This window comes from Candidatus Paracaedibacteraceae bacterium, assembly GCA_019636055.1.
GTDB lineage: Bacteria > Pseudomonadota > Alphaproteobacteria > Paracaedibacterales > Paracaedibacteraceae > Paracaedibacter.
Genome location: JAHBYH010000004.1, coordinates 76,208 through 102,374, shown reverse-complemented (window position 1 = coordinate 102,374; position 26,167 = coordinate 76,208). Strand labels below are relative to the sequence as shown.

21 protein-coding genes, 2 tRNA genes and 1 riboswitch are annotated in these 26,167 nt (G+C 41.3%); of the genes, 13 read left to right on the top strand and 10 right to left on the bottom strand.

The annotated features are described in order from the left end of the window. The first annotated feature begins 23 nt into the window (after window positions 1-23). Window positions 24-2,402, top strand: coding sequence for an endopeptidase La (gene lon, locus KF820_07760; protein ID MBX3458232.1), 2,379 nt, complete (start codon window positions 24-26; stop codon window positions 2,400-2,402). Window positions 2,403-2,550: 148 nt separating this feature from the next. Here the strand turns inward: lon and rpoZ are convergent, their stop codons facing one another. Beyond that, window positions 2,551-2,946, bottom strand: a complete 396-nt coding sequence (gene rpoZ, locus KF820_07755) for a DNA-directed RNA polymerase subunit omega (protein MBX3458231.1) — start codon at window positions 2,944-2,946, stop codon at window positions 2,551-2,553. A gap of 29 nt (window positions 2,947-2,975) precedes the next feature. Further along, a tRNA-Arg gene (locus tag KF820_07750) sits at window positions 2,976-3,052 on the bottom strand. 103 nt (window positions 3,053-3,155) lie between these two features. Between KF820_07750 and KF820_07745 the strand changes: the two genes are divergently transcribed. Together KF820_07745 and KF820_07740 are read left to right on the top strand one after the other, a co-directional pair. Beyond that, a complete protein-coding gene (locus KF820_07745) occupies window positions 3,156-3,566 on the top strand; it encodes an HIT family protein (protein MBX3458230.1) in 411 nt (136 codons plus the stop codon). Window positions 3,567-3,716: 150 nt separating this feature from the next. Further along, window positions 3,717-4,199 carry a hypothetical protein gene (locus tag KF820_07740; GenBank protein MBX3458229.1) on the top strand — a complete coding sequence of 161 codons (483 nt, stop codon included), beginning with the start codon at window positions 3,717-3,719 and terminating at the stop codon, window positions 4,197-4,199. 5 nt (window positions 4,200-4,204) lie between these two features. Here the strand turns inward: KF820_07740 and flhA are convergent, their stop codons facing one another. The 6 genes from flhA to fliF are packed head-to-tail and all read right to left on the bottom strand — an operon-like array spanning window position 4,205 to window position 11,277. Next, window positions 4,205-6,304, bottom strand: a complete 2,100-nt coding sequence (gene flhA / locus KF820_07735; GenBank protein MBX3458228.1) for a flagellar biosynthesis protein FlhA — start codon at window positions 6,302-6,304, stop codon at window positions 4,205-4,207. Between the two features lie 14 nt (window positions 6,305-6,318). Next, entirely contained in the window at window positions 6,319-7,635 is a 1,317-nt protein-coding gene (locus KF820_07730; protein ID MBX3458227.1) for a sigma-54-dependent Fis family transcriptional regulator, read from the bottom strand. An 11-nt stretch (window positions 7,636-7,646) separates the two neighbouring features. Next, window positions 7,647-8,003: a flagellar motor switch protein FliN gene (gene fliN, locus KF820_07725; GenBank protein ID MBX3458226.1), complete on the bottom strand. Its 357-nt coding sequence runs from the start codon at window positions 8,001-8,003 to the stop codon at window positions 7,647-7,649. Next, a complete protein-coding gene (locus tag KF820_07720; GenBank protein MBX3458225.1) occupies window positions 7,996-8,595 on the bottom strand; it encodes a hypothetical protein in 600 nt (199 codons plus the stop codon). Before KF820_07720 ends, fliN begins: the two co-directional genes overlap by 8 nt. A 10-nt stretch (window positions 8,596-8,605) precedes the next feature. Next, window positions 8,606-9,625: a flagellar motor switch protein FliG gene (gene fliG, locus KF820_07715; GenBank protein MBX3458224.1), complete on the bottom strand. Its 1,020-nt coding sequence runs from the start codon at window positions 9,623-9,625 to the stop codon at window positions 8,606-8,608. Beyond that, a complete protein-coding gene (gene fliF / locus KF820_07710) occupies window positions 9,601-11,277 on the bottom strand; it encodes a flagellar M-ring protein FliF (protein ID MBX3458223.1) in 1,677 nt (558 codons plus the stop codon). The genes fliG and fliF overlap by 25 nt, the downstream gene beginning before the upstream one ends. A gap of 165 nt (window positions 11,278-11,442) precedes the next feature. On the opposite strand from fliF, the gene KF820_07705 reads away from it, so the two are divergent. From KF820_07705 to KF820_07685, 5 genes are all read left to right on the top strand, one after another. Next, window positions 11,443-12,705 carry an MFS transporter gene (locus KF820_07705; protein ID MBX3458222.1) on the top strand — a complete coding sequence of 421 codons (1,263 nt, stop codon included), beginning with the start codon at window positions 11,443-11,445 and terminating at the stop codon, window positions 12,703-12,705. Between the two features lie 125 nt (window positions 12,706-12,830). Further along, entirely contained in the window at window positions 12,831-14,348 is a 1,518-nt protein-coding gene (locus KF820_07700) for a hypothetical protein (protein MBX3458221.1), read from the top strand. Between the two features lie 23 nt (window positions 14,349-14,371). Further along, window positions 14,372-15,829 (top strand): LicD family protein, encoded by a 1,458-nt coding sequence (locus KF820_07695; GenBank protein MBX3458220.1) that lies wholly within the window; start codon window positions 14,372-14,374, stop codon window positions 15,827-15,829. A gap of 90 nt (window positions 15,830-15,919) precedes the next feature. Next, window positions 15,920-17,029 (top strand): lipid-A-disaccharide synthase, encoded by a 1,110-nt coding sequence (gene lpxB, locus KF820_07690; protein MBX3458219.1) that lies wholly within the window; start codon window positions 15,920-15,922, stop codon window positions 17,027-17,029. Between the two features lie 74 nt (window positions 17,030-17,103). Then, entirely contained in the window at window positions 17,104-17,376 is a 273-nt protein-coding gene (locus tag KF820_07685; GenBank protein ID MBX3458218.1) for a hypothetical protein, read from the top strand. 312 nt (window positions 17,377-17,688) lie between these two features. Here the strand turns inward: KF820_07685 and ettA are convergent, their stop codons facing one another. After that, a complete protein-coding gene (gene ettA, locus KF820_07680) occupies window positions 17,689-19,368 on the bottom strand; it encodes an energy-dependent translational throttle protein EttA (protein ID MBX3458217.1) in 1,680 nt (559 codons plus the stop codon). 155 nt (window positions 19,369-19,523) lie between these two features. On the opposite strand from ettA, the gene KF820_07675 reads away from it, so the two are divergent. Both KF820_07675 and KF820_07670 read left to right on the top strand, forming a co-directional pair. After that, complete coding sequence (locus tag KF820_07675; GenBank protein ID MBX3458216.1) at window positions 19,524-20,579, top strand: hypothetical protein; 1,056 nt, start codon at window positions 19,524-19,526, stop codon at window positions 20,577-20,579. Between the two features lie 91 nt (window positions 20,580-20,670). Further along, window positions 20,671-21,621, top strand: a complete 951-nt coding sequence (locus tag KF820_07670; GenBank protein ID MBX3458215.1) for a GNAT family N-acetyltransferase — start codon at window positions 20,671-20,673, stop codon at window positions 21,619-21,621. Here the strand turns inward: KF820_07670 and trxB are convergent, their stop codons facing one another. Beyond that, the gene (gene trxB, locus KF820_07665) at window positions 21,622-22,554 is read right to left on the bottom strand and encodes a thioredoxin-disulfide reductase (GenBank protein ID MBX3458214.1); all 933 of its coding nucleotides are present in this window, start codon (window positions 22,552-22,554) and stop codon (window positions 21,622-21,624) included. It lies immediately after the preceding gene. A 118-nt stretch (window positions 22,555-22,672) separates the two neighbouring features. Next, window positions 22,673-22,864, top strand: a riboswitch (cobalamin riboswitch). 109 nt (window positions 22,865-22,973) lie between these two features. Between trxB and KF820_07660 the strand changes: the two genes are divergently transcribed. The 3 genes from KF820_07660 (at window position 22,974) to KF820_07650 (ending at window position 26,139) form a co-directional block, all read left to right on the top strand. Next, window positions 22,974-24,878, top strand: coding sequence for a ribonucleoside-diphosphate reductase subunit alpha (locus tag KF820_07660; protein ID MBX3458213.1), 1,905 nt, complete (start codon window positions 22,974-22,976; stop codon window positions 24,876-24,878). A gap of 11 nt (window positions 24,879-24,889) precedes the next feature. Next, window positions 24,890-25,975 (top strand): ribonucleotide-diphosphate reductase subunit beta, encoded by a 1,086-nt coding sequence (locus KF820_07655; GenBank protein ID MBX3458212.1) that lies wholly within the window; start codon window positions 24,890-24,892, stop codon window positions 25,973-25,975. Window positions 25,976-26,063: 88 nt separating this feature from the next. Beyond that, a tRNA-Thr gene (locus KF820_07650) sits at window positions 26,064-26,139 on the top strand. Window positions 26,140-26,167 lie beyond the last annotated feature (28 nt).

Genomic DNA, 26,167 nt, shown 5'->3' with positions numbered 1-26,167 from the left:
ATATAACAAGGTGAAAAATACAGATGAATGAAGGCGTGAAGTATCCAGTCCTACCGCTCAGAGATATTGTTGTATTTCCACACATGATTGTTCCTCTCTTCGTTGGTCGAGAGAAATCTGTTCGTGCTCTCGAAGATGTCATGCGCGGTCAAGATAAACAGATCTTACTTGTGACGCAAAAGAACCCGGCCTTAGATGATCCAAGCACGACAGATCTATACACAGTCGGGACAGTTGGCAATATCCTTCAGCTTTTAAAGCTCCCCGATGGGACAGTAAAAGTCTTGGTCGAGGGAACACAACGCGTTCGTCTGACAAAATTTTCCGACAATGAGGAATATTTCGAAGCCTATGCAGAATTATTATCTGACGATGATGATAAGACCGATGAGGAAATTGAGGCAATCACGCGGAGTCTAATAACACAATTCGAACAATACATCAAACTCAACAAAAAGATCCCGCCCGATGTTTTGGTCACCATCAATCAAATTGAGGACCCTGCTAAACTCGCAGACACAGTTGCATCCTACTTGTCGCTTAAAATCTCTGAAAAGCAATCTCTCTTAGAAATGGCTAATGCTGGTGATCGTTTAGAAGAATTGCTGATTATGATCGAAGGCGAAATTAGCGTCATGCAAGTTGAAAAACGCATTCGCACGCGCGTTAAAAAGCAAATGGAAAAGACTCAGCGCGATTATTACCTAAACGAACAAATGAAAGCCATCCAGAAAGAGCTTAATGATAACGAAGAAGCTAAGGATGAATTATCTGAGTTTGAACAAAAGATTCGAAAAACAAAACTCAGCAAAGAAGCCAACGAAAAATGTGTTTCCGAAATGAAAAAGCTACGCGCCATGAATCCCATGTCAGCCGAAGCAACAGTGATCCGAAACTACCTCGATTGGATGCTGACAATTCCGTGGAAACAGGCAACACGTGTTAAAAAGGATCTTGTTGAAGCTCGTAAAATCTTAGATCGGGATCACTTTGGCTTAGATAAAGTCAAAGAACGCATTCTCGAATATCTGGCAGTACAGGCCCGTGTTGGACGCGTGCGCGGACAAATCTTATGCTTAGTCGGCCCTCCGGGTGTCGGAAAAACATCGTTAGGAAAATCCATCGCTCAAGCCACAGGCAGACATTTTATTCGTGTCGCCCTTGGTGGTGTTAAAGATGAAGCTGAAATCCGTGGCCACAGACGAACCTATATTGGTTCCATGCCCGGGAAAATTGTTCAGGGGATGAAAAAAGCAAAATCAAGCAATCCTCTATTTCTTTTGGATGAAATTGACAAAATGGGTGCTGACTGGAGAGGCGACCCCGCTTCTGCTTTATTAGAAGTCTTAGACCCGGAACAAAATAGTACATTCAACGATCACTATCTTGAAGTTGATTATGATTTATCCGATGTTATGTTTGTGACAACGGCGAATACCCTAAAAATGTCACAGCCTTTGCTTGATCGTATGGAAATCATTCGTTTACCAGGGTATACTGAAGACGAAAAAATTCAAATCGCCAAGCAACATTTAGTTCCTAAAGAGATGGAAATTCATGGATTAAAATCAGGTGAATTGACTATTGATGATGATGTTTTGCGCGATCTCGTTCGTCTATACACCCGCGAATCCGGTGTTCGTAACTTAGAGCGCGAAATTGCGAATCTTTCTCGCAAAGCCATTAAAGAAATACTCGTTGATAAAGTCAAAACAGTACATCTGACCAGTAAAAACCTGCACAAATATGCAGGCGCACCTAAATTTCATTATGGTCAAGCAGAAGAACAAGATTCCGTAGGCGCCACAACCGGTCTTGCATGGACAGAAGTTGGCGGCGATCTATTGACCATTGAAGCTGTCGTTGTTCCGGGCAAAGGAAAAACGATGATAACGGGTAAACTGGGTGATGTCATGCAGGAATCCATTCAGGCTGCTGTCAGCTATATTCGTTCTCAAGCACCGCGCTTTGGCATAGACCCAGCCTTATTTGAACGCCGAGATATCCATATCCATGTTCCCGAAGGTGCTATTCCAAAAGATGGCCCCTCAGCGGGTGTTGCCATGTGCACGTCAATTGTCTCTGCGCTAACAGGCATTCCTGTTCGCAAAGACATTGCTATGACAGGTGAAATCACGCTTCGTGGTCGCGTTTTGCAAATCGGGGGCCTGAAAGAAAAACTTCTGGCGGCACATCGCGGTGGTATTAAGAAAGTATTGATTCCTGTAGATAATGAAAAGGATTTAGAAGAAATCCCTGATAATGTCAAAGCCGGTATATCAATTATTCCTGTGTCTGCGGCGGATGAAGTCTTGAAAGAAGCTCTTATCGAGCGTTTAAAACCCATTCAATGGGTGGAAAAAGATTTCTCGGCAAAAGAATCCTCTGCAGAACTACAATAGCCTTTGCCTGCAAATGAATCTCCTCTTAAAAGGGGTAAGGGCGGTTCCCCTTGGGAGAGAGAAAAGTGAATCAGCACAAGCGACTATGTACACAATAATAAAAAAGCCCAGAATACTCTGGGCTTAAATACAGCTCTGAACAGAGAAATTAATCTAAATTTTCTTCGCCTTCTGAAACGTTTAATTGTGATTCAACATCAGCTTCTAACATTTGAGATGTTACAATATCATCGTCTTCATCATCGTCCATCGAATCGAGGGAACCACTGATCGCATCCATAAATTCGTTTTCAAGTTCTTCATCACTTGCATCAGAAAATGATACACGTTGCAGTGAACGAACAAGACTATCTTGCAGATGATCAACGGAAACTGTCTGTTCTGCAATTTCACGCAAAGCCACAACAGGATTGCGATCATTCTTGCGCTCGATGGTCATAGAAGAACCTGCAGATAATTCGCGCGCACGACGCGCCGCGAGCATCACAAGCTCAAATCGATTAGGGACAACTTCAACGCAATCTTCAACTGTTACGCGGGCCATGGATCCTCACAAATTCTAGTAAATAGTTTTGGCGCGCCCAGGAGGATTCGAACCCCCGACCTGCGGCTTAGAAGGCCGTTGCTCTATCCAGCTGAGCTATGGGCGCACATATTATAAAATATATCACTTTCTATAATTAAACAAATTGATCGTCCAACGCAAGTATTTTCATAGTTGTCATCTGTGAAAATCTATATCATACTATGCGCATGAAACTTGATCCACGTCTTGAAAACACATCATCGTTTGTTTGCGACCTATCTTTATGTCAGGTACGACTGTCCCATAATGCAGCTTTCCCATGGATCCTGTTAATTCCAAAAACTGAGCATTGCATTGAAATAACAGATCTATCCTCTTCTGACCAGCACCTGCTCATGTCTGAAATAAATCAGGCTTCCCAAATTATGCAACGCATTTTTTCCCCAAACAAACTTAATATCGCAACACTTGGCAACGTTGTTCCACAAATGCACATCCATATTATTGCCCGCTATACCACTGACCCTGCTTGGCCTAACCCTGTATGGAATACCATCTCTAAAGATTATTCCGAACAAGATCTTAACCTATTAGTTCAGAAAATTAAAAGTGGTTTTAAGCATATCTTAAGTTATTAGCTTTATCTTAATCTCTAGCAAACCATCAGGAGCAAGAGTTCATACGGATGCCACCAAGGTGTTTTGTCTCAACTGATTACTCAAGAAAAAGCAGTTGTTGCAGCATTAAAGAGAGTAAGTAAAACCTTTAAATTAATACAGGAGATCAACATGTATTTAAAAAATATATTAGCGATATCAGCTATTATAATGTCAACCAGTTATGCAGCCGATACTCCCGGTCAAATCATCCCAATACCACCATCAAATGAGCAATCTGCCGATCTATTTCAAGGTGTTATAGAAGGCAATGCAAATAGTTTTGATCGGACTTTTTCTTCTCACCTTGGCGTCAACGTTAAGATTATAGCAACACCAAAAGATAAAACAGACGATTTAGGAACGATTGTATACTGGCATCCGGACAAAATACATATAGACAGTGGCATGGTTGTGCCAGGAACACACATCTTCTTTAACAAACTTTCCAATAGGAAGGTTGTTATCGGAGCGAATACAGACCCCTTAAAACTAATTTTAGGGAACCCAAGCTTGCAAGCAGCGCAAGATGTTGACACAGATGATACGCCATCACACCTATTAGGTACAGAATCAGATAACCATCCTCAACTTAATCTTGGTGAGCCTAATTAATTTGATTATACTTGGCCAACATTTTCGATTTTGGCGCTGGGGTGGATTTCGTTCTGCCCCATAACCATAACTGACGGACGGACACGTTCAATAATCGCCCTGACGAACGGTCTTAATGTTGGATTAACAACCAGAACGGCAGGATCGCCTGTCATAGCAATCCGATCAAATGTTGCTTTAAAATCATTGATGAATTCTTGAATCTGACTAGGGGACAAAGCAAGCTGCCTGACTTCACCCTCTCCGATCAAGGCATCATTCATTGCCTGATCCCACTTAACGGTCAACGGTACAATTTTCAGAATTCCGTGCTCATCTAAATTACTATGCGTAATTTGTCGAGCCAAACGTTGGCGCACATGTTCTGTTATAACAGATACATTTCGTGAATACCCACATCCTTCAGAGATTGCCTCAATAATCGTTGCCAAATCACGGATACTAACCCGTTCACTGACTAGATTCTGGAGGATTCGCTGAATACCGCCAAGACTAATTTGCGATGGAATCAAGTCATTAAGAAGCTTTTTATAAGTATCCCCCAACTCATCCAACATCTTTTGCGTTTCAACATAAGTGAGTAATTCAGCCAGATTATCTTTAACGATTTCCGTAAGATGCGTTGTCATAACGGTTGCTGCATCAACAACAGTAAGTCCTTGACGTTCCGCCTCTGCCCGTTTGTCTTCACGTATCCATCGCGCTGGCAAACCAAACGTTGGTTCAACCGTTGCTTCACCTTCAACAAGTATATCATGACCACTTGGACTCATCACCAACAGGTGATCCGGACGCAATTCACCCCGCCCTGCCTCAAGTTCTTTAACGCGGATCACATAAGACATACCATCTACTTGCAGATTATCCTGAATGCGAACAGACGGTAAGACAAAACCAACCTCTTGGGCAAGCTGTTTGCGTAAACTCTTGATTTGATCAGTCAGTTTTGTACCACGCTCCCCATTCAAAAGATTAAGAAGCCCATAACCAATTTCGATCCGCAAATGATCAATATGACCTGGTGTAATTTTTGCTTCTTCACCGATTGATACCTGCTCTTCGCCCGCTTTTTCCTTTTCAACTGCCGCAATCTGGGATTCAACAAGCTCTTTTTTCTGACGCTCAGTCACACGCCAAGCACCGACACCACATCCCAATGTCAGAATGAAGAACGGCAACCCCGGCATGCCTGGTGTTACAGCAAGAACAAACATAATAAACGCACTTAACCCAAGCACAGTCGGATTCGCACTTAATTGAGCAATTAACGCCTTATCCGCTGATCCTTCAACACCTGCTTTAGAAACCAACATACCGGCAGCAGTCGAAACAATTAGAGCAGGAACTTGTGAAACTAAACCGTCACCAACCGTCAAAATTGTATAGGTCTTCAAAGCCTCGGAAAAGCTAAGATCCATTTGCCCAACACCAATAATAATGCCACCAATAATATTGATGAATGTAATCAAAAGGGCAGCAATGGCATCGCCACGCACAAACTTGGCCGCACCATCCATCGATCCATAAAAATTGCTTTCATCCTCCAGCAATTTACGACGTTTTTTAGCTTCACCTTCATCGATAAGACCTGCACTCAAGTCCGCATCAACAGCCATTTGCTTACCCGGCATTGCATCTAAGCTAAACCTTGCAGATACTTCAGCAATACGCCCGGAACCTTTGGTAATAACCACAAAGTTCACGATAATCAAAATGGCAAAAACGATGATTCCAATAACGAAATTTCCCCCCATCAAGAATCGACCAAAGGCTTCGATAACTTTACCAGCCGAATGGGATCCTTCATGTCCATGAGTCAAGATCATACGAGTTGCCGCCACATCTAAGGCTAGACGAATCATTGTAGAGACCAACAGAATTGTTGGAAATGAACTAAATTCAAGGGGTTTTTCAATGAATAATGCAGTAAATAAAATCATAATGGAAAAGAGAATGGATAATGCCAGCGACATATCGAGCAAGATAGTCGAAACAGGCATAAATAAGAGAATCAAAACAGCAATTAACCCCAAAGCAAAGGCGATATCCGTTCGCTTTGTTAAGCTAGCAAAATCAATTCCTGTTGTTATTGCTGGTGCTGCCATTTAAATACCCCTTCTCATCCCGCCATGACGTCTTGCGTAGCATCGCCATATTCCTTGAGCTTATTACGCAATGTTCGTATTGAAATCCCGAGAATGTGAGCTGCGTGAGTGCGGTTTCCACTGCAATGATCCAACGTGTTCAAAATAAGGTCTTTTTCAACACTCGCAACTGTTCGTCCAATCAGCAATCTGTTCTCTACATCAGACTTAACAGTTACCTTTAGACTTTCCTGCGTTACTTCGTCAAACAGATCAGAAACGTCAATCACTGTTCCTGAAGACAGCAAAACAGCACGATGAATGGTATTTTCCAGTTCACGAACATTGCCTGGCCAAGCATAATTTACTAAGGCTTGACAAGCCAATGACGATAGTGTCTTTTTTGGAACCCCATTTAAATCAGAAAATTTATCAATAAAAAACTGAGACAGTGCTTCGATATCTTTCGGACGTTGACGAAGCGAGGGCAATTGCAAGTTAATAACATTTAAGCGATAGTACAAATCTTCCCGAAACTCACCTTTTTTACAGGATACCATTAAATCTCGATTTGACGTTGCAATAATTCGAATATCAACTTTAACAGGAGCTGTTCCGCCAACACGATCAATCACGCGTTCTTGAATTGCTCTTAAAAGTTTTGCCTGCAATCGAACATCCATTTCACTAATTTCGTCAAGCAATAGCGTTCCACCGTTGGCTTCTTCAAATTTCCCAACACGTCGCGCAACAGCACCAGTGAAGGCGCCCTTCTCATGTCCAAAAAGCTCTGATTCCAATAAATTCTCTGGAATAGCCGCACAGTTAACAGACACAAAGGGTTTCTTTGATCGATTAGATTTCCCGTGAATATACCGAGCAATAACTTCTTTACCCGTACCGGATTCCCCTGTAATTAAAATATTTGCTTCACTCGGGGCGACTTTATCCGCCATTTCAATCCAACGCATCATTGCCGGATCGCGTGCAATCATATCATCTTGTCTTTTTGTGATTGCTGATAAAATTGCTGCGATCATTTCAGCCTGGGGTGGAAATGGAATATAATCAATAGCACCGGCACGGATTGCTTGCGCTGCTTTTTCAGGATCAGCCTGAATACCACAGGCAACAACAGGAATATTAAAATGCTCTGACTTCAATTGCTTAATCACAGAATCAACGTCATGGATAATATCGATAAATAACAGATCAGCACTTTGACCTTTGCGTAGTAACTCTAATGCCTCTTTGGTTGAGGACGTCATTGTAACTTTTGCACCAGAATTCGTTGCCATTCTTGCTGCTTCAGAAACTTGGCCATCAAACGCACTTATAATCATTACACGCATTGGCTCTCTCCTTATCGATCGGATTTGATAATTTCAGTCATTGTGATTCCAAGACGCTCATCGACAATCACAACTTCGCCCCGAGCAACAAGGCGATTGTTCACAAAAATATCAACAGATTCACCAACACGCCGGTCTAATTCAACAACAGCCCCTCGCCCGAGTTTTAAGAGTTGGCTCACAGGTAATGTTGCCCGCCCTAAAACAGCAGAAATTGTTACAGGAACGTTATAGACTGCCGTTAAATCATTTGAATCGCCCAAGGTTTCTTCAAGGTTATCGATTGTTGGCTGAAGATCAGACTGTTCCGAAGGATTTTCTGCTCCCCCTTCAGATTCATTATTTTCATTGTTTTGTTCATCACTCATGGTCTAACTCCTTTGTTTGACTAATTTCATTGATAAGATGGTCAACATCATTCAAAATATTTTTTAATAAAACCTCAGCACCGCCTGCAGCCCATGAGAATGTGCAATCCATGGGATCGAGCGCATCATCTACCTGAACAACAATTTGGCCAGTCTCGATCAAATTTTGGACACGTTCTGTCAGAGTTTTTGCTATTTTTGGGCTGACGTTAATTGCCATCGTCGGTTTGCCCAAAAGGGTTTTCGTAATTCTGTCCATACACGTAATAACACGATCGACTGAATGTTTTTCCACCTCAGTCAAACAAATTTTCATAGCAACAGCCTTGGCTAATTGCGCAGCTTCAGTTTGAACAATCTGGCGCTTAGAAGCTTCGGCTTCAACAAACCTCACCAACTTATCTTCGAACCCGCCCATCGCTCGCATTAAATCAGCCTCAATAACAGTCTGTTGGATGCTTCGGCCTTCAGCAACCCCTTCTGCATGCGCTGCTTCTTTAATCAAAACAGCATCGTCTTCTGTATACTTAGGGGCATTAGGGTCGATCTGAACAGGTTTTTCAAAATCATAATTAAAGATAAATTTATTCATGTCCTCTACCCTATTCAATCAACGCATCTTCAGCATCATTACCCTTGCGGATAATAACTTCACCCTTGTTTGACAAGTCTTTTGTGGTAACAACAATGTAATTTTGTGCTTCATCCACATCCTTGACACGAACCATACCCATTGACTGCATATCTTCGCGCATCAACTTTGCAGCTCGTTCCGACATATTGCCAAAGAACTTTTCTTTGATTGAATCATTCGCACCCTTAAGAGCCAAGGCAAGTTTAGTCTTATCTGCAACACGGATAACTGTTTGAATTCCTTGGCTATCAAGTTTAAGCATGTCATCAAATGTAAACATAAGATTCTTGATTTTCTCAGCATCATCCGGGCTGCTTTCTTCCAGATTACCCAGCATCTTAGCCTCGGCCTGACGATCCAAATAGTTAAAGATTTCAGCAACAAGCTCGTATGAATCTCGTTTTGACGCCTTGGAAATATTGCTCATAAATTCTGTTCGTAATGTCCGCTCCACATCATCTAGAATCTCACGACGAACAGATTCCATCTTCAGCATACGCATAATAACTTCCATCACCAAAGCATCAGGCAATAACGTCATAACGCGTGCTGCATGTTCTGGTTTAATCCGTGTCAAAACCACACTGATGGTTTGCGGGTATTCATTCTTCAGATAATTCGCAAGTAATTCTTCATTGATATTGCTGAGTTTATCCCACATTGTACGCCCAGCAGGACCACTAATCTCATCCATAATCTGGGAAACTTTTTCCTGAGGCAAAGCCTTGATCAACAAACGCTTTGTACTCTCGGGTGTTCCAATCAAAGCACCGGTTGTTGACAGTTGATCAACAAAGTCACCGAACATCACTTCAACAACATTGGACGGGACTTTACCCAAAGCCGTCATCGTCAGAGCAATTTCACGAATTTCCGCTTCATCAAGATGCTTGAACAACTGTTGAACTTGCTCGTCCCCAAGGGCAAGAAGAAGCAACGAAACGCGTTCTACGCCTGATAGTCCTATGTAGTCTTTTCTTGTTTCCATGGCTCGTCATACATCCAGTTTCTAATAATTGTTACTGCTTCTTCAGGGTGTTTATCGATAATCTCTCCGATTTTCTTTAATGAGGATGCTTTGAGACGACCATCAATATTACTGACATCTAATAAATCGTCTTCTTCGCTATCGTCCATATGACCAATCATGTCAAATTGACCTTCATCAGGTTTTGAGAAATCAGGAAGAGCATAACTACTATGACCATTTGCACTAGCCAAAAGTGCTGCAACTTCGCTATCTTCATTAGCCACACCACTCGACTCAATCACACGCAATAAGACAGGGCGAACAATCATAATCAAAATCAAGACACCCACCGCAGCCAAAACAAGAAGCTCAATAATTTTGGTTATATCCATCGCCGGAATAAATGAATTTTTCTCAGGCAACGGAGTTTCATCAAAATCTGTCTTTGCAAACTGCATATTGACAACTTCAACTTTATCACCCCGTTCTTCTTTGAATCCAATAGCAGTTTTAACCAGTGTAGTAATTTGATCGAGTTCTTCTTTTGTACGAGGTTTATAAGTCTCTTTACCATCTTTGTCTTTTGTATAAGTCCCATCAATAAGAACAGCCACAGACATTGATTTTATATTACCCGATTCCTTTTTATGATTTTGGACAATCCGAGAAATTTCATACGTAGTATTCTCATCAGCACGATTGCTACGGTTATCATTTGTTCCTGTCGCCCTGTTATTCGCATCCGGCAACGCATTCGCAACAGAAACACTAGCATCACTACTGCTTTGTGTTGAGTCTTCTTTACTATTGGAAACACTCCGTGCAACTTGTCCTTCGGGATCATATTTTTCCGAGTTGGTGACAATTTGATCAAAATCAATATCCGCTGAGATTTCAGCACGAATCTTACCCGGGCCCAATGTTTTCTCAAGCAAGCTTTCTAATTGTTTTGCAGCCTTCATCTCATAAGACCGGGTTACTTCTTGTTGAGCTGTTAGCTGCTGAATACTATTGTCGCTATCTGATTCTTTTGCTAATAAATTACCTTTGTCATCAATAATTGATATCCGATCTACAGATAAATTAGGGACAGCAGAGGCAACAAGATACTGGATTGATTTAATTTGTTGCTCAGATAATTTCATCATGCCATTCATCTTAAGCATAATCGATGCTGACGGATCGACTTTATCACGGGAAAACAGTTCACGCTTTGGGATAACCAAATGCACCCTTGCCGCTGAAACGCCCTTGATGGTTTTAATGGATTTTGTCAACTCACCTTCAAGGGCTCGAAGTTTATTGATGTCAATCATACTCCCGGAAGTACTAAGGACGTCTCCACGATCAAAAATTTCATAACCAACGGTGCCACCAGAAATTAAGCCTTCTTGTGCAACATCCATTCGAAGGCGAGCAACTTTTTCAGCAGGAACATTAATCGTTGTTCCATCCGGACTAACCGTAACAGGAATGCCCATAGATTCAATCTTTTGCACAACACGGGACGCTTCGGCCGGTTCTAGTTGTGAGTATAAAACTGCCATATTACCAGTTGATGTTTGCGACATAAGATAAATAAAGAATCCGATAACGCCCAGCATGACGCTACCGATAGCAGCAAGCCTCACGGGACCAAGGTTACGGAGTATTTGCGAAAATCCGTCCAATTTACCTGACCTTTATTTAAAATTTTACTATTATATGGTCAGAATATGCCTAGTTTCGTAAATAATCCGTTAACAATAGGAATTTTTTTCCTAGTGACGATAATTTTTAAAACTCTTTAAAAATGTGTTAGTCTTGCAAAACGACCAAACAAAAAAGGTATACGAATGACATCTTCAAAAAAAATCCTATTTAGTTGTTTTGCCGGAAATTTATTGGAATGGTATGAATTTGCCATCTTTGGATTCATGACGCATATTATATCTCAGCAATTTTTCCCCTCTACATCAGCATTCCTAAGCATGATGATGACCTATGCTGTTTTTGCGATTGGTTTTATTATCCGCCCATTTGGTGCCATTCTAAGCGGTCATATTGGTGACCAGTATGGGCGCAAAAGCGGCCTAATGTTATCAATTGCCTTAATGGCCATGCCGACTTTCCTTATCGGATGCCTTCCTACATATGAACAAGCCGGCGTGATAGCCCCTTTATTATTGTTGCTCTGCCGTATGATTCAAGGAGTTTCTTTGGGAGGTGAATTTAGCGGCTCTGTGGTCTATCTTATAGAACATGCCCCTAAAGACAAGCCGGCCTACTTTGCCTCATGGGCAGATTTAGGCAGTTCTGTTGGCATGATTCTTGCCTCACTAACCTCCCTGCTCTTAACGATTTATTTATCCGATGAAAATCTTAAAAGTTTTGGATGGCGACTTCCTTTTCTCGGTGGTATCGTTTTTGGTATCTTAGGGTATTATCTACGTCGAGATTTAACTGAAACACCAGAATTTAAACCATCAACAGAAAAACTAGCTTTTGGAGCCTTAGTAAAAAAATCATTTACCGCATCCCCAAAGCTATTCATAATCGCAACAACATTTTTAGCGATCAATTCTGCCGGCTATTATTTCCTTGTAATTTACCTACCTAAACAAATTATGGTTGATGCCTTGCCTAGCTATGCGATGACTCTCTTACCATTAATTAGTATAACAGCCATGATGCCCGCAACATTTGTCAGTGCATTTTTATCTGATAAGATTGGACAAAAACCCATTCTATATATGGGGTATTTAACAAGTCTTGCCCTTGCTTATCCAACACTATTACACACAACAACCAGTCATAATCTTTCTTTAATCGCAACACTTCACATCTTATTTGCGATTAGTTTGGGCATGTGTTTTGGCCCTAGATCTGCCTTGATTACCAAGTTATTCCCAGCAGAACACCGATATACAGGGGTATCAATTACCTATAACATCGCTAATGCAACGTTCGGTGGTCTATCTCCCATGATTTGCGCGACCATGGCAAATAGTTGGGGCGTAACAAGCCCAGCTTTGTGGATCATTGGGTGCGCCATTGTGTCCCTAATATCGATAAAGCTCTTAGGACAGAGATATAAATCTCTTCAGCCCCTACAATAATATAAAATTTAAAATAAAATTAATATTTATTTTACATAATTGCTCTCAACATAAATAATCTCATAGACTTGTAAGTACGTCATAAAAATGACAAGACGAAATACTTACAGATTATGGGGTAATTTATGTTTAGATTTCCAAAGTTTATTATCGCTCTTTTAGCAACAGCTGCTCATTCTGCCGAGATCGACCCTACCGATTGTGGCTCAATAAACCCAGCATCAACAGAACTGGCGATCTTTCATAAAAAACCAGATCAATATAATCATAACCAACACGAAGTAAAACAGTTTCTAGAGAAATTGCGACAAACAAAAACACCGATTCGTAATGACTCAAAACATCCTGTAAAGATAAGATTAAGACTTATCGGTGATGGGGAAAACTATAAAGAAAAACACACGATATTACCAGGGCAAACATTTGTGACCTATAAAGGTGATATCCTTGTCGACATAAAACTTTATGACAAATCTATTTTCATAAACCTTGAACAAGGCCACAAAAAATATACCGTCTCCTTAAGTAATACAGAAATCCCCTACAGGCCAACCTTTGTTGAATATGCTGACTTTAGACCCGTTTTTTTCAAGCCTGACTCTGGGCGGAACCCACTCCTCTTTCCTTATAGCCCTGTGTACCGTGCAATTAATATCCCAACAAACCTATCACCAAACTTTCAAGAGCAATATGATGGGAACTTACGTTATATTATTGACTGCCAATTTAGGCACGAGGGTATTGACGGGATGGCATTCTTTGATCACCTAACCGATCTTTACAGAACGCATTATTTCCCAACACTATATAATCGCCTTGTTAGCAAAGGCGTGCCTTTAACTCTAGAGCATTCAAAAATCCCCGGAATCATTCATTCAATTTGGCTAACCCACAAAGACAAACCAATTGAGTTCCCAGAAGAATTTACTCAATACGCCTTAGACTCACTCAAAGCATGCCCCACAGAAGAGGGATATAAACATATCCTTTGGGTACAAAATAAAAAACGTTTACCGCATACGGTCAAACGGCTCAAAGACTCGGGAATAAAAGTCAAAGAATATAAAAAACTCGGTGATTTCAAACTTAAAGCCAAATTTAAAGAGGAACTTAAGAAAAAGAAATTTGGACGAGCTAGTGATATCTTAAGAGTTGAAATTCTGGAACGCATGGGGGGAATTTACCGAGATACAGACTATCGGATTCATCACTCTCTAACTCCACTTTTATTATCGTATAATTTCATTGCGGCACGCGAACCCATGTCATCATTTATCTGTAATGCGTTTATTGCTGCCAGTCCTAATCATCCGACTATTAGAACACTAAAAGATCTAATTGTTCGTAACTACGACCCCCATCGCGCCCCTGATTATATTAGACACATTCCCGATTCAGATGGCTTTGCAACCATCCTTATTACCGGACCAGGAGTCTTCACAACAGCTATCGCGAAAACAATCGGCCAAGGCGATGAGCGGGATGTTATTTTACCTCATCAATATATATATCCAACACCTGTTGATATATACCCCCAACTCACCGTTATCAAGCCCGGAAATTCTGTCCCGGCAACCGCCTTTGGAGCCCATTACTGGTTATCCTCGTGGACAACGCTCAGCACATTCGGCAGTGAAGGCTAATTTTTATTCTTAGGAGAACCAACATGAAAACACTATCGACACTAACTTTATCCCTATTTTTAGGTTTAGCCCCCCTACAAGCACAAGATCAATGGATTAATCTTGATAAAAAACCAGAAACTGAACTGACACAAGTCCGTGAGTCCATCAAAACAGACCCCAATTTAGTTATGGCTTTATATCAAATTACCTATGATGCAACTCAAATGCTTGAAAAGGCAGAGATCCCTTATTCATTTGGCTTTGGGACATTATTAGGGCAAGCACGTAACCAAGGGATTATCCCTCATGATGATGATGTTGATCTTATGATCGACACTGCTGACGGTGATAAACTTATGGCATTGAAATCCAAATTCTGGGAGTTGGGATATGATTTATTCAGGGAATCAGAGATCGTTGGTTTTAAACTTTACTCACGCATTAAAATTAAATTAACCACAGGCGAAGAGATACTCCCGTTCATTGATTTATTTGAGTTTGGCTATGATCATGATTGCAATGGCTATGTTGTCCTACCACCAAAAGGGCGTCAATTATTTCACAAAGCCATCATTCCAACAGAAGAATTTAAAGCAACACATCTGGTCCCATTTGGTAGCATAACAGCGCGATCCATGGTAAATCCCTCGGTATTCCTTGATCGTTTTTATGGAACAAACTGGCAAAACCTTATTGTCGTTTCCCATAAACACAGTACAAAATTAGATCATAATTACCTCTGGACAGCAACGGAATCAGACAGAAAACCTGCGCAACCGACCGGCCCCTTAAAAGAACGTGTCAGTCAATTCTATGAAACAGGAATCGCACCAGCGCCCCTTGCTGCAAACAACCATAGTTTTTGGAATGACTTCTACAGCAAACAAAATCTAACGGTTTCCCCATCAACATTTGCACAATTTCTTGCTGATGACGGGATTATTCAATCAGGCAAAACCATTGTCGACATTGCAACAGGCAATGGTCGCGATACACTATTCTTCTTAACACTCGGCATGAATGCGGTTGGTATTGATGCCTCAACAGAAGCAATTAAAATCAATAGAACAAAAGTATCGACACCTGAGTCATTTCAGGTCATTGATATCAATGATCAGCAAGCACTTGCACCGTATCTAACCTATGATTTTTTCTATGCTCGCTTCTTTATCCACTCCATTAGCGAGGTTGAGCAACATAAGTTCATGAATTTCCTAGCAACCATGAAACAAGGCGGAAAATTGTTACTCGAATTCAGAACAGATAAAGACCCAATGTTCCAACAATCATCGAAAGTTGGTAAAAATGAAGGGGTGACAAATCACTATCGCCGCTACATCAACTTTGCTGAATTTTGTAAATCATTAGAAAGTCTTGGGTTTAAAATCGACTTTCAACTCGAGGCAGATAATTTATCCGTTCGCGATTACGAAGACCCGATTCTTGGTCATGTTCATGATAATCCTTGGTTAGGACGTATAGTTGCAACAAAACTCTAATTTACAAAACAGGCTCTATGAGTTTTTTACTCACAGAGCCTGTACCCTTCATGCTATTATAAAAAAAACAATACTATTCCGTATTTCCCTATGAAACTTTTTATTTCTGCAGCTGAACCCTCTGGCGACATCATCGCCGCTGAAGTTATGCACCATTGCGCGAAAGACACTCATTACATTGGTATTGGTGGCGTTGAAATGCAAAAGTATGGGTTGAATTCTCTTTTTCCCATGGAAGAATTGAGTGTTATGGGTTTTTTGGAAATCATTCCTCGGGCCTTTAATATTCTAAAACGCATTAAAGAAACCGTTGACTATATTATCAAAGAACAACCAGATGTTGTTCTGACTATTGACGCGTACAGCTTTCATAGTCGCCTTGCCAAACGCCTACGCCATCTAGGATATTCAGGACAACTTCATCATTATGTCCCTCCAGCAGTTTGGGCCTGGAAAGAAGGGCGCGCTCAATCTCTTGCTCATCTGTATGACCGTGTCTATTGCATATTCCCCTTTGAGCCCCCCTATTTTTCTAAACATGGGATTCAAGCTGATTTTGTTGGCCACCCCGCAGCCTTTCGAGAAAGCGTCGCAGATTCAGCTTTTTTGGATAAACATAACCTTGACTCAAAGCCGATCCTTTTGTTGCTTCCCGGGAGTCGCATCCAAGAAATCAACAAGCTCCTACCTGATTTTTTAAAGGCCGCAAAAATCATTCAAACACAAACACCTGTTCAGGTTATTATTCCAACGCTTCCCCATCTTGAACCCCTCATTGATACCATTTGTTCTGCAGAGCAATTCACAGCCAAGATTTTAACGAAAACAGAGGATCGCTTTCAATCATTCAAACACGCTAAAGCAGCCATTGCAGCCAGTGGCACCGTTGCTATGGAATTAGCCTTAAACCAAGTCCCAACCGTCATTGGTTATAAAACATCTGCCATAACCTATTGGCTGGCCAAACGATTTGCCAAAGTAAACTATGCAACTGTTTTAAATATCATTGCAGATAAAGAAATCATCCCTGAATTTTTGCAAGATCGATGTACTGCTGAAAACCTAGCACAAGCAACCTTAAGTTTTTTCAATACCCAATATCAGTTACAAGATATTATAAAAATAACAGAACAATTAAAATCCCCCTTGGGGCTAAAACCTCAGGAAATTGTCGCTAGAGAGATTCTACAAATACGATAGTTTTGCTTGCCTAAGCGCCTATTTGTCCTATTTTATAGGGTGTAGAGGTGACTTGCCTCTATAAGGAGGTTACGATGAAAGACAAAGGTGAAACCAAATGTTCAATGGCATGTATGTGCCCTTGGCGAATGTGTATGTGTCACATGAAATCAGTATGGATGGCTATGGTTATGATGGCCATTTTAAATTTTGCCTTCCTGTGGGTTGTTCATGCAATCGTCATGCATTTTGCAGCCGGTCATGCGCATGTTCAAATGATCTTTTTTGCAACAGCAGCAATTCTTGGATCCCTCATAATGGGTTGGCATAAAAAATGCAGTTGTTGTAAAGGTGATAAAGAGGAATAAACATCCGACTATTTCGAACTCTAATTCGAATTGGTCGTGACTATTCCGAAATAGCCTTCGGTTTGGTCAGAGGCTTCTTTAGAGCAAGAAGCCTTTAGTAATTCGCGTAAGTCGTAAAAATATTTAAAATTCCCAGAAAGCATACGGACAATTTTCTGTCTGTTCGCACGTGTTGTATACACGAGCAAGTCGAATACATCCTGAGGAGCCATAAAAAATTCAATACTTATTAGCTTAAAGACATTAGAGGAAGACTTAACGCAACCCCCAAAACTACTGTATTGAAAGTTGCATCACGGCTCTCTTTTATTCCTATCGGACTAACGGCTTATATTTAATCCGTTGCGGCTGATCTGCTGCCACACCCAGACGACGACGGCGATCTTCTTCATAAGACTGATAGTTTCCTTCGAACCATTCAACATGACTGTCGCCTTCAAAGGCCAAGATGTGTGTTGCAATACGGTCTAAGAAAAAGCGATCGTGGGTAATCACAATGGCACATCCAGCAAAATCAAGTAGAGCTTCTTCCAAGGAACGCAGTGTTTCTACATCCAAGTCGTTAGTTGGCTCGTCGAGCATCAAGACGTTCGCTCCTGATTTCAACATGTTAGCCAAATGAACACGGTTACGCTCACCACCAGAAAGCTGACCAACTTTCTTTTGTTGATCGCCACCCTTAAAGTTAAACATAGCGCAGTAAGCGCGGCTTGGGATTTTATTCTTTCCCAATTGAATTTCGTCATGCCCTTTGGAAATTTCTTCCCAAATAGTTTTATTGCTATCTAATGAATCACGAGATTGATCAACATAGCCAAGAACAACCGTCTCACCAATTTTAATTTCCCCTGAGTCAGGTTGTTCAACCCCTGTAATCATCTTGAATAAGGTCGATTTTCCGGCACCATTCGCCCCAATAACCCCAACAATACCACCACGTGGCAAGTTGAAGTCCAGATCTTCGATCAGCAAACGATCACCAAACGCTTTATTCAAGCCACTTGCCTTAATGACAGTATCGCCCAAACGTGGCCCTGCAGGGATGACAATAGCGCCATCACCTTTGCCTTGGTCATAATCTTGCGCCAACAAGGTTTCATAGGCCTGAATACGAGCTTTACTCTTTGCCTGACGCGCTTTGGGCGATTGACGAATCCACTCTAACTCACGGGACAATTGCTTTTGACGGCTGGTTTCTTGCTTTTGCTCAACCTCGAGGCGTTTACGTTTTTGTTCTAACCAGCTGGAATAGTTACCCTCGTAAGGAATTCCTTGTCCACGGTCAAGCTCTAGAATCCAACCGACAACATTATCCAAGAAATAACGATCGTGGGTGATCAGAACGACGGTGCCGGGATAATCCTGCAAATAACGTTCCAACCAAGCAACAGATTCAGCATCCAAATGGTTGGTTGGTTCGTCTAACAGCAACATGTCCGGCTTTTGCATCAATAGACGACATAAAGCAACACGGCGACGTTCCCCACCTGATAATTTAGTCACATCAGAATCAGCCGGCGGGCAACGCAACGCATCCATAGCAATTTCAATCTTGCGGTTCAAATCCCAAGCATCAGCTGCATCAATCTTTTCTTGAAGATCTGCCTGCTCTGCGATCAGAGCATTCATTTCATCATCGGTCATTTCTTCGGCAAACTTGGCATTCACCGCATCAAAACGATCCATCAAATCTTTGATTTCGCCAAGACCGGACATGATGTTTTCCATAACAGTCTTGGTCTCATCAAGCTGAGGTTCTTGTTCAAGATAACCAATCTTTACACCGTCGGCTGCCCAAGCTTCACCGTTAAACTCCTTATCAATACCAGCCATAATCTTAAGGAGTGTCGATTTACCCGCACCGTTTGGCCCGATAATACCGATTTTTGCCCCTGGGAAAAAAGATAACCACACATCTTTTAGAATTTCGCGCCCACCCGGGAAAATTTTGGATAGGCTTTTCATGACATATACGTATTGATAGCTCGACATTAATAAATCTCAGTTAAATAATTTTGTTTGAGTATAGCATAAATTCCCATCAATACCTCAAGGGAAAATATGATTATAATCAGCTTAAACCAGCATTGACTTTGAGCAAAAAATATAACCATTATTAAAATATACATTAAACTAGAGAAATACACATGAACATCCTAAGAGTATTCCTCTTATCTCTATTATTGATCAAAACAGAATTAAGTTCCCTCGAACCTATCTCTAATGACTTAGGCATTATTGTATTCAGAGTAACAAACACAACTGAATTAGAACAACGCCAAGCACAACTCAGTGAGATACGACGCATCAAGGACTATACGTACTTTGAAAATAAAGCACCCGAGGCTCCGTTTGGAATATATATCCTCTTTGGAACAGAGGAAAATAAATCTCCTGCTGGGTTTGAAACAGAGGAAAATAAATCTCCTGCTGGGTTTGAAACAGAGGAAAATAAATCCCCTGTCGGCATCATGTCTATCATTAAAACGGATAGCACGGCTGAAACAATGACAGACATCGTAAAGTCTCACCAAGGAAAAGGATTAGGGACTAAACTAAGACAAGTGGTTCTTAGTGAAGTCTCAGCTCAATCAAAGTCCACTCAATATATTCAAAGTTTAAATGAATGGGATTGGGGAGACAATTTCGAATCCGTTCGATCAGCCTTGAAATGTGGCTTTAGCATCTACTCTATGTTTGAATTTGCCGGCGCACTCCACATGTTCTACCCTGTTAATAGTAGTCCTACAGATGAAATTTGGCCAATGACAAGAATGGATGCCTTCTTAGCGCTCTCTAATATCATTCGCAACCCCGATAAGTTTGATTGGAACAGTCAAACAGTCAAACGGCAACTCACAGACAATTTTAAAGCCCTTCTTTTAAGTTTGAATTTGTCCCTTCTTGTTGACCAACAAACTTTTCTCGTATTCTGCTCTAGAATATCAAGCCAACTTCATGAAAGTTCATTTGACTGGAAGACCATGTTCTCAGATAGCTTGCAAAGTTATATTCAAGACCAGGCTCTTTTCCATTTCAAAGAAACATCCAGCGCACAGACAATTGCAAAACACCTAAAGATTTCAGACAAAACGAACAAAGTTCAAAACATTCTTCGCTCTCCAGTCCCTGTTGCTGATAAAATTAGAAGACTAAGCTCACTTCTATACGAGCCTTCCCCCCAAGCCAACCCAGCATCATAAGTTAATTAATGCTAAAAAACAGGGTAATACATTGAATTTTCTATAAAAACACCTAACTGTACATTATACACAATGGACATCTAGAGTTATTATGAAATTTATCACCTTTCTATTTTTTGCTATAGCTTCATGCTTTGCTGCCGATCTTCCCGCAAACAATCGAGTGCTGACTATCTATAGAATTGAGAAAAAAGGCGAACTTGAAAAATATGCTAAACTATTTGAAGAAACGGGCCGATTTGACTCATATACCTATAAAGAGCTGATACCTAACGCCCCATTTGGGACGTATCTATTGTATGCAAACCATGGTCTTGCAGGAATAATATCAATTAATAAAAGGAACAGCCCAGATAATATTGCTGAAATTATGACGAATATCCTCGAGGCATACCAAGGCAAAGGGTTAGGTACAGAACTAAGACAGCACGTCCTGAGTGAAGTATCACGTAATCCTAGGTCAGTTCGTTTTGTTGAAAGTTTAAATGAGTGGGACTGGGGTCACAATCTCGAATCGCTCCGATCCGCGTTAAATTGTGGCTTTGGAATCTATTCTATGTTTGAATACGCAGGTAATCTATCTCTATTCTATCCGGTCAATAATACTCACACAGACGAAATATGGCCTCAAGAAAGAACAGATGCCTTATTAGCTCTATCCAATATTATTCGCAATCCAAACGAATATGACTGGAATAATACAGAAGTTAAGCAATTAATGAGAAGATATTTCAAAGATATCCTGATGAGTTTAAATTTGTCCCTTCGCGTTGATCAGCAAACGCTTTTTGTTCTATGTTGCAAAATCAATACCCCATATCACGGGGATTCACTAAACTGGACGTTTACCTTTAGTTATATTTTGCAGAACTATATTCAAAATCATGCCCTATCCGCTTTTAGTGGAACATCGAGCACGCAAGAGATTGCCCAAATACTCAAGATCCCAGACGAGACCAAAAGGATCCAAGCAATTCTTAGCTCTAAAACATCAGTGACAAATAAAATCAAAGAACTCGATGATTGCTTATGGAATGATTAATTAATGCTGCAAAAACCGTTCTGCCTCTAAAGCCGCCATACAGCCAAGACCTGCTGCAGTTACTGCTTGACGGAATACCTTATCTGCCACATCACCAGCAGCGAAGACACCAGAGATATTGGTCGCCGTACTTCCGGGAACAACCTTAATATAGCCCTCCTCATCCAACTCGACCTGCCCCTTAAAGATTTCACTCATGGGAGTATGACCAATGGCAACAAACACACCATCAGCAGCTAAATCTGTGACTTCATTCGTCTTGACATTTTTCAACTTAACACCATTCACTGACAACGGCGCCTCAGTCCCGACAATCTCCTCAATCACACTGTCCCAAATAACCTTAATCTTTGGATTCTTAAATAGACGATCTTGGGCAATCTTTTCCGCCCGCAAACTATCGCGGCGATGAACCAAAATAACTTCAGAAGCAAAATTCGTTAAATACATAGCCTCCTCAACCGCAGAGTTCCCCCCACCCACAACAACAACTTTTTTGTCACGATAGAAAAAGCCATCGCACGTTGCACAAGCCGACACCCCAAAACCACGGAATTTATCTTCAGTCGGAATACCTAACCAGCGTGCTTGTGCACCTGTTGAGATAATTACTGTTTCTGCTTCAATCACCTCACCACCATCTGTTTTACACACAAATGGACGCTTAGACAAATCCACAGATTCAATCATATCCATCAACATTTCTGTTCCAACATGTTCAGCCTGAAGGCGCATCTGTTCCATCAACCATGGCCCTTGGATCACATCAGCAAACCCCGGATAATTTTCCACATCCGTTGTAATCGTTAGCTGACCACCCGGTTGCAACCCCAACGCTTGTACAGGCTTAAGATTCGCACGTGCTGCATAAATAGCTGCTGTATACCCCGCAGGACCAGATCCAATAATGAGAACTTTCGTTTTTTTTGCCATGATACCCTCGAAAATAAAGACATGACCATAGTGTAGCACATTGTTTCATTTTAACAGATTTTTTTGTTTGCGAATTTGCTATTCTCCTCGTAACCTAAATATATAGTTATTCTATTTGAGCAACTATAGATCCTGTGGTGAGCTGATTTCAGCTCTTAAAAAGGAATTTGGTGAAACGCCAAAGCTGCCCCCGCAACTGTATGTGGAAACAAGGCAAAATCACACTGTCACTGGTACACACAATAAATGTACTGGGAAGACGATTTTGTTCCCACAAGCCAGGAGACTTGCCAAAGATCAACGATACGCTAAACATCGGGCGGGGTGCACCGGTTGAAAGCAAGAAGAATGTTTAGTGTTAGACCATTACTTCTACTTTCCCCAAAAAACCTAGCCCCTTATAACTTTATGAGGGCACTATGCTAGCAAGCAAACAAACGTTATCTTATGACTTTGATCACCAAGGGAATTTAGTTCCTTTCCCAACAAACATTGAAGAGCGCGATCTTTATCGAAAAAAAGCCAGCAAAACAACGTTTCAAAAGATTTCTCCAACATCAATTACAACTGATTCCTCCCGCGATAGCCTCCTTACTGATTTTGGCAAAGCAACTCTGGAAGATCGTTATTTACTAGAAGGTGAATCCTATCAAGATCTATTCGCCCGCGTTGCTTGTGCTTATGCTGATAACACCCATCACGCCCAAAGACTCTATGACTATATGTCAAAGCTTTGGTTTATGCCGGCCACCCCGATTCTTTCTAATGGCGGAGCCAATCGTGGCCTTCCGATCTCATGCTTCTTAAACTCAATGGATGATGACCTAAATAGCATTGTCGACAAATGGGTTGAGAATGTTTTTCTAGCCTCAAACGGCGGCGGCATTGGAACCTATTGGGGAAACATCCGTGGTCTGGGTGAGCCTGTCGGGAAAGCAGGAAAATCATCAGGAATTATCCCCTTCATTCGAGTCATGGATTCATTAACCCTAGCGATTAGCCAAGGCTCTTTACGCCGAGGATCTGCCGCTGTTTATCTAGATGTTCATCACCCAGAAATCGAAGAATTTCTTGATATTCGAAAACCATCTGGGGACTTTAACCGCAAAAGCCTGAATTTACACCACGGCATCAATATCTCCGACCAATTTATGCAAGCTGTCATGGACGACAAGCCTTTTGATTTATTAAGCCCCAAAACAAATAAACCGATTCGACATGTTAATGCACGCCAATTGTTTCAAAAAATCCTTGAGACTCGACTCCAAACAGGTGAGCCGTATCTTATATTCACAGATACCGCCAATAAAAAATTAGCGCCCCACCTCAAACGTCTTGGTCTTTTCGTCAAAATGTCAAACTTATGCAGTGAAATCTTACTTCCCACAGGCGTCGATCATTTGGGGAATGACCGGACAGCTGTTTGCTGTTTATCTTCCCTGAATGCTGAAACGTGGGACGAATGGCATGACCATCCCCTTCTCATCGAGGATATCCTTAGATTTTTAGACAATGTGCTGCAAGACTTTATCAAAAATGCACCAGATACCATGGAATCTGCAAAATATTCTGCCATGCGCGAACGCTCTGTCGGATTGGGTGTGATGGGATTCCATTCCTTATTACAATCAAAAAACATTCCTTTCGAAAGTGCTTTAGCCAAATCTTGGAATTATAGAATCTTTAAACACATAAAAAAATCAGCAGATGCCGCGGCTGTTACTTTAGCAGAAGAACGAGGAGCCTGCCCTGATGCCGACGAGTTTGGTTTTAAAACACGCTTTAGTCACAAACTTGCGATTGCTCCAACAGCCTCCATCAGCATCATTTGCGGCGGAACAAGCGCCTGCATTGAACCGATCCCGGCCAACATTTATAATCACAAAACCTTGTCCGGTAATTTCATTGTAAAAAACAAATACCTTGTTCAATTGCTCAATCAAAAGGATCAAAACACAGATGCTGTCTGGCAATCCATCATCGAACATGAAGGGTCCGTCCAACATCTTGATTTTCTAAGCAACACTGAAAAATCCACATTCAAAACAGCCTTTGAAATCGACCAACGTTGGTTAATTGAGTTTGCAGGAGACCGAGCCCCCTATATTTGCCAAGGACAATCTCTAAACTTATTTTTAAAATCCGACATTAACAAGTGGGATTTGTTGATGCTCCATTGGACAGCCTGGAAAAAAGGCGTCAAAAGCCTTTATTACTGTCGATCCAAATCAATCCAACGGGCTGAATTTGCTGGGACAAACAAACAGGCCAGCATCACCCCAACTCAGACGACAAACTATGAAGAATGCTTATCTTGCCAATAACGGAGTCTATTATGTCCCTAAGCTTAAGTTCTACAAACCCTTTTGATTTAATCAATACAGGCCAAGTTGGTCTTTTAGAATCCACAGGAACCTATGATATCGACCGATACAGTTGGGCCTATCAAGCGTGGAAAAAACAACAACAAATCCACTGGATTGGTGAAGAAGTCCCCCTTGGCGAGGATTTGAAAGACTGGAATTCTGATCGCTTATCACCACAAGAACATAATCTTCTTACTCAAATTTTTCGATTTTTCACCCAATCCGATATTGAAGTCAGCGACAACTATTTCAAACGCTATATTCCAATTTTCCAACCCCTAGAAATTCAGATGATGATGGCAGCATTCACCAATATGGAAACTGTCCACATCGATGCCTATGCCTTACTTTTAAAGACACTCGGCATGCCAAAAACAGAATTTTCTGCTTTCAAGGAATATTCAGCCATGACAGCCAAGGCAGATTACATGCACAGTTTTGGCACAAAAACCTGCGCTGATGTGACCCGTACGCTTGCCATGTTTGGTGCGTTTACCGAAGGATTAAGCTTATTTGCCAGTTTTGCCATGTTAATGAACTTCCCTCGTTTTAACAAAATGAAAGGTATGGGACAAGTGGTATCATGGTCTGTCAGAGATGAAAGCTTACATTGCGAAAGCATGATCCGCCTTTATCATGAATGGGGTAAAGAAACAGGCACTCTCACCCGCGCAGTAAAAGACGATATCGTCGATGTTGCAAAAACAATCGTGTCCCTTGAAGATCGCTTCATTGAGCTTGCCTTTAGCCTGGGTGACATTAACGGTCTTAGTCTGACAGATATGCAACAGTATATTCGCTATATCTGTGACTGGCGCCTCGTTCAACTCAAACTCCCCCCACTCCATGGCTACTTTTCTTATGACGGAACAGATCACAAACAACTGAAGGAACATCCCCTTCCCTGGTTACCCTTAGTCCTCAATGGCGTTGAGCATACAAACTTTTTTGAAAACCGAGCCACAGAATATTCTAAAGCAGCAACACAAGGTGATTGGCACGGAACAGATGGAGTTTGGTCAAAATTTGATCAGGTTATACCAAACATTGTTTAAGGAGGCTCCTAAATCATAGTGCAATCATCACAAAAAATATCTTGCAATAATCAAGATAGTTCTGGTAACAATAGAATTATCTTGATTAGCCGGTTTAGCTCAGCTGGTAGAGCAACTGATTTGTAATCAGTAGGTCGTTGGTTCAAGTCCGACAACCGGCACCATTTTCCAGAAAAACAAAATAGTTCTAGC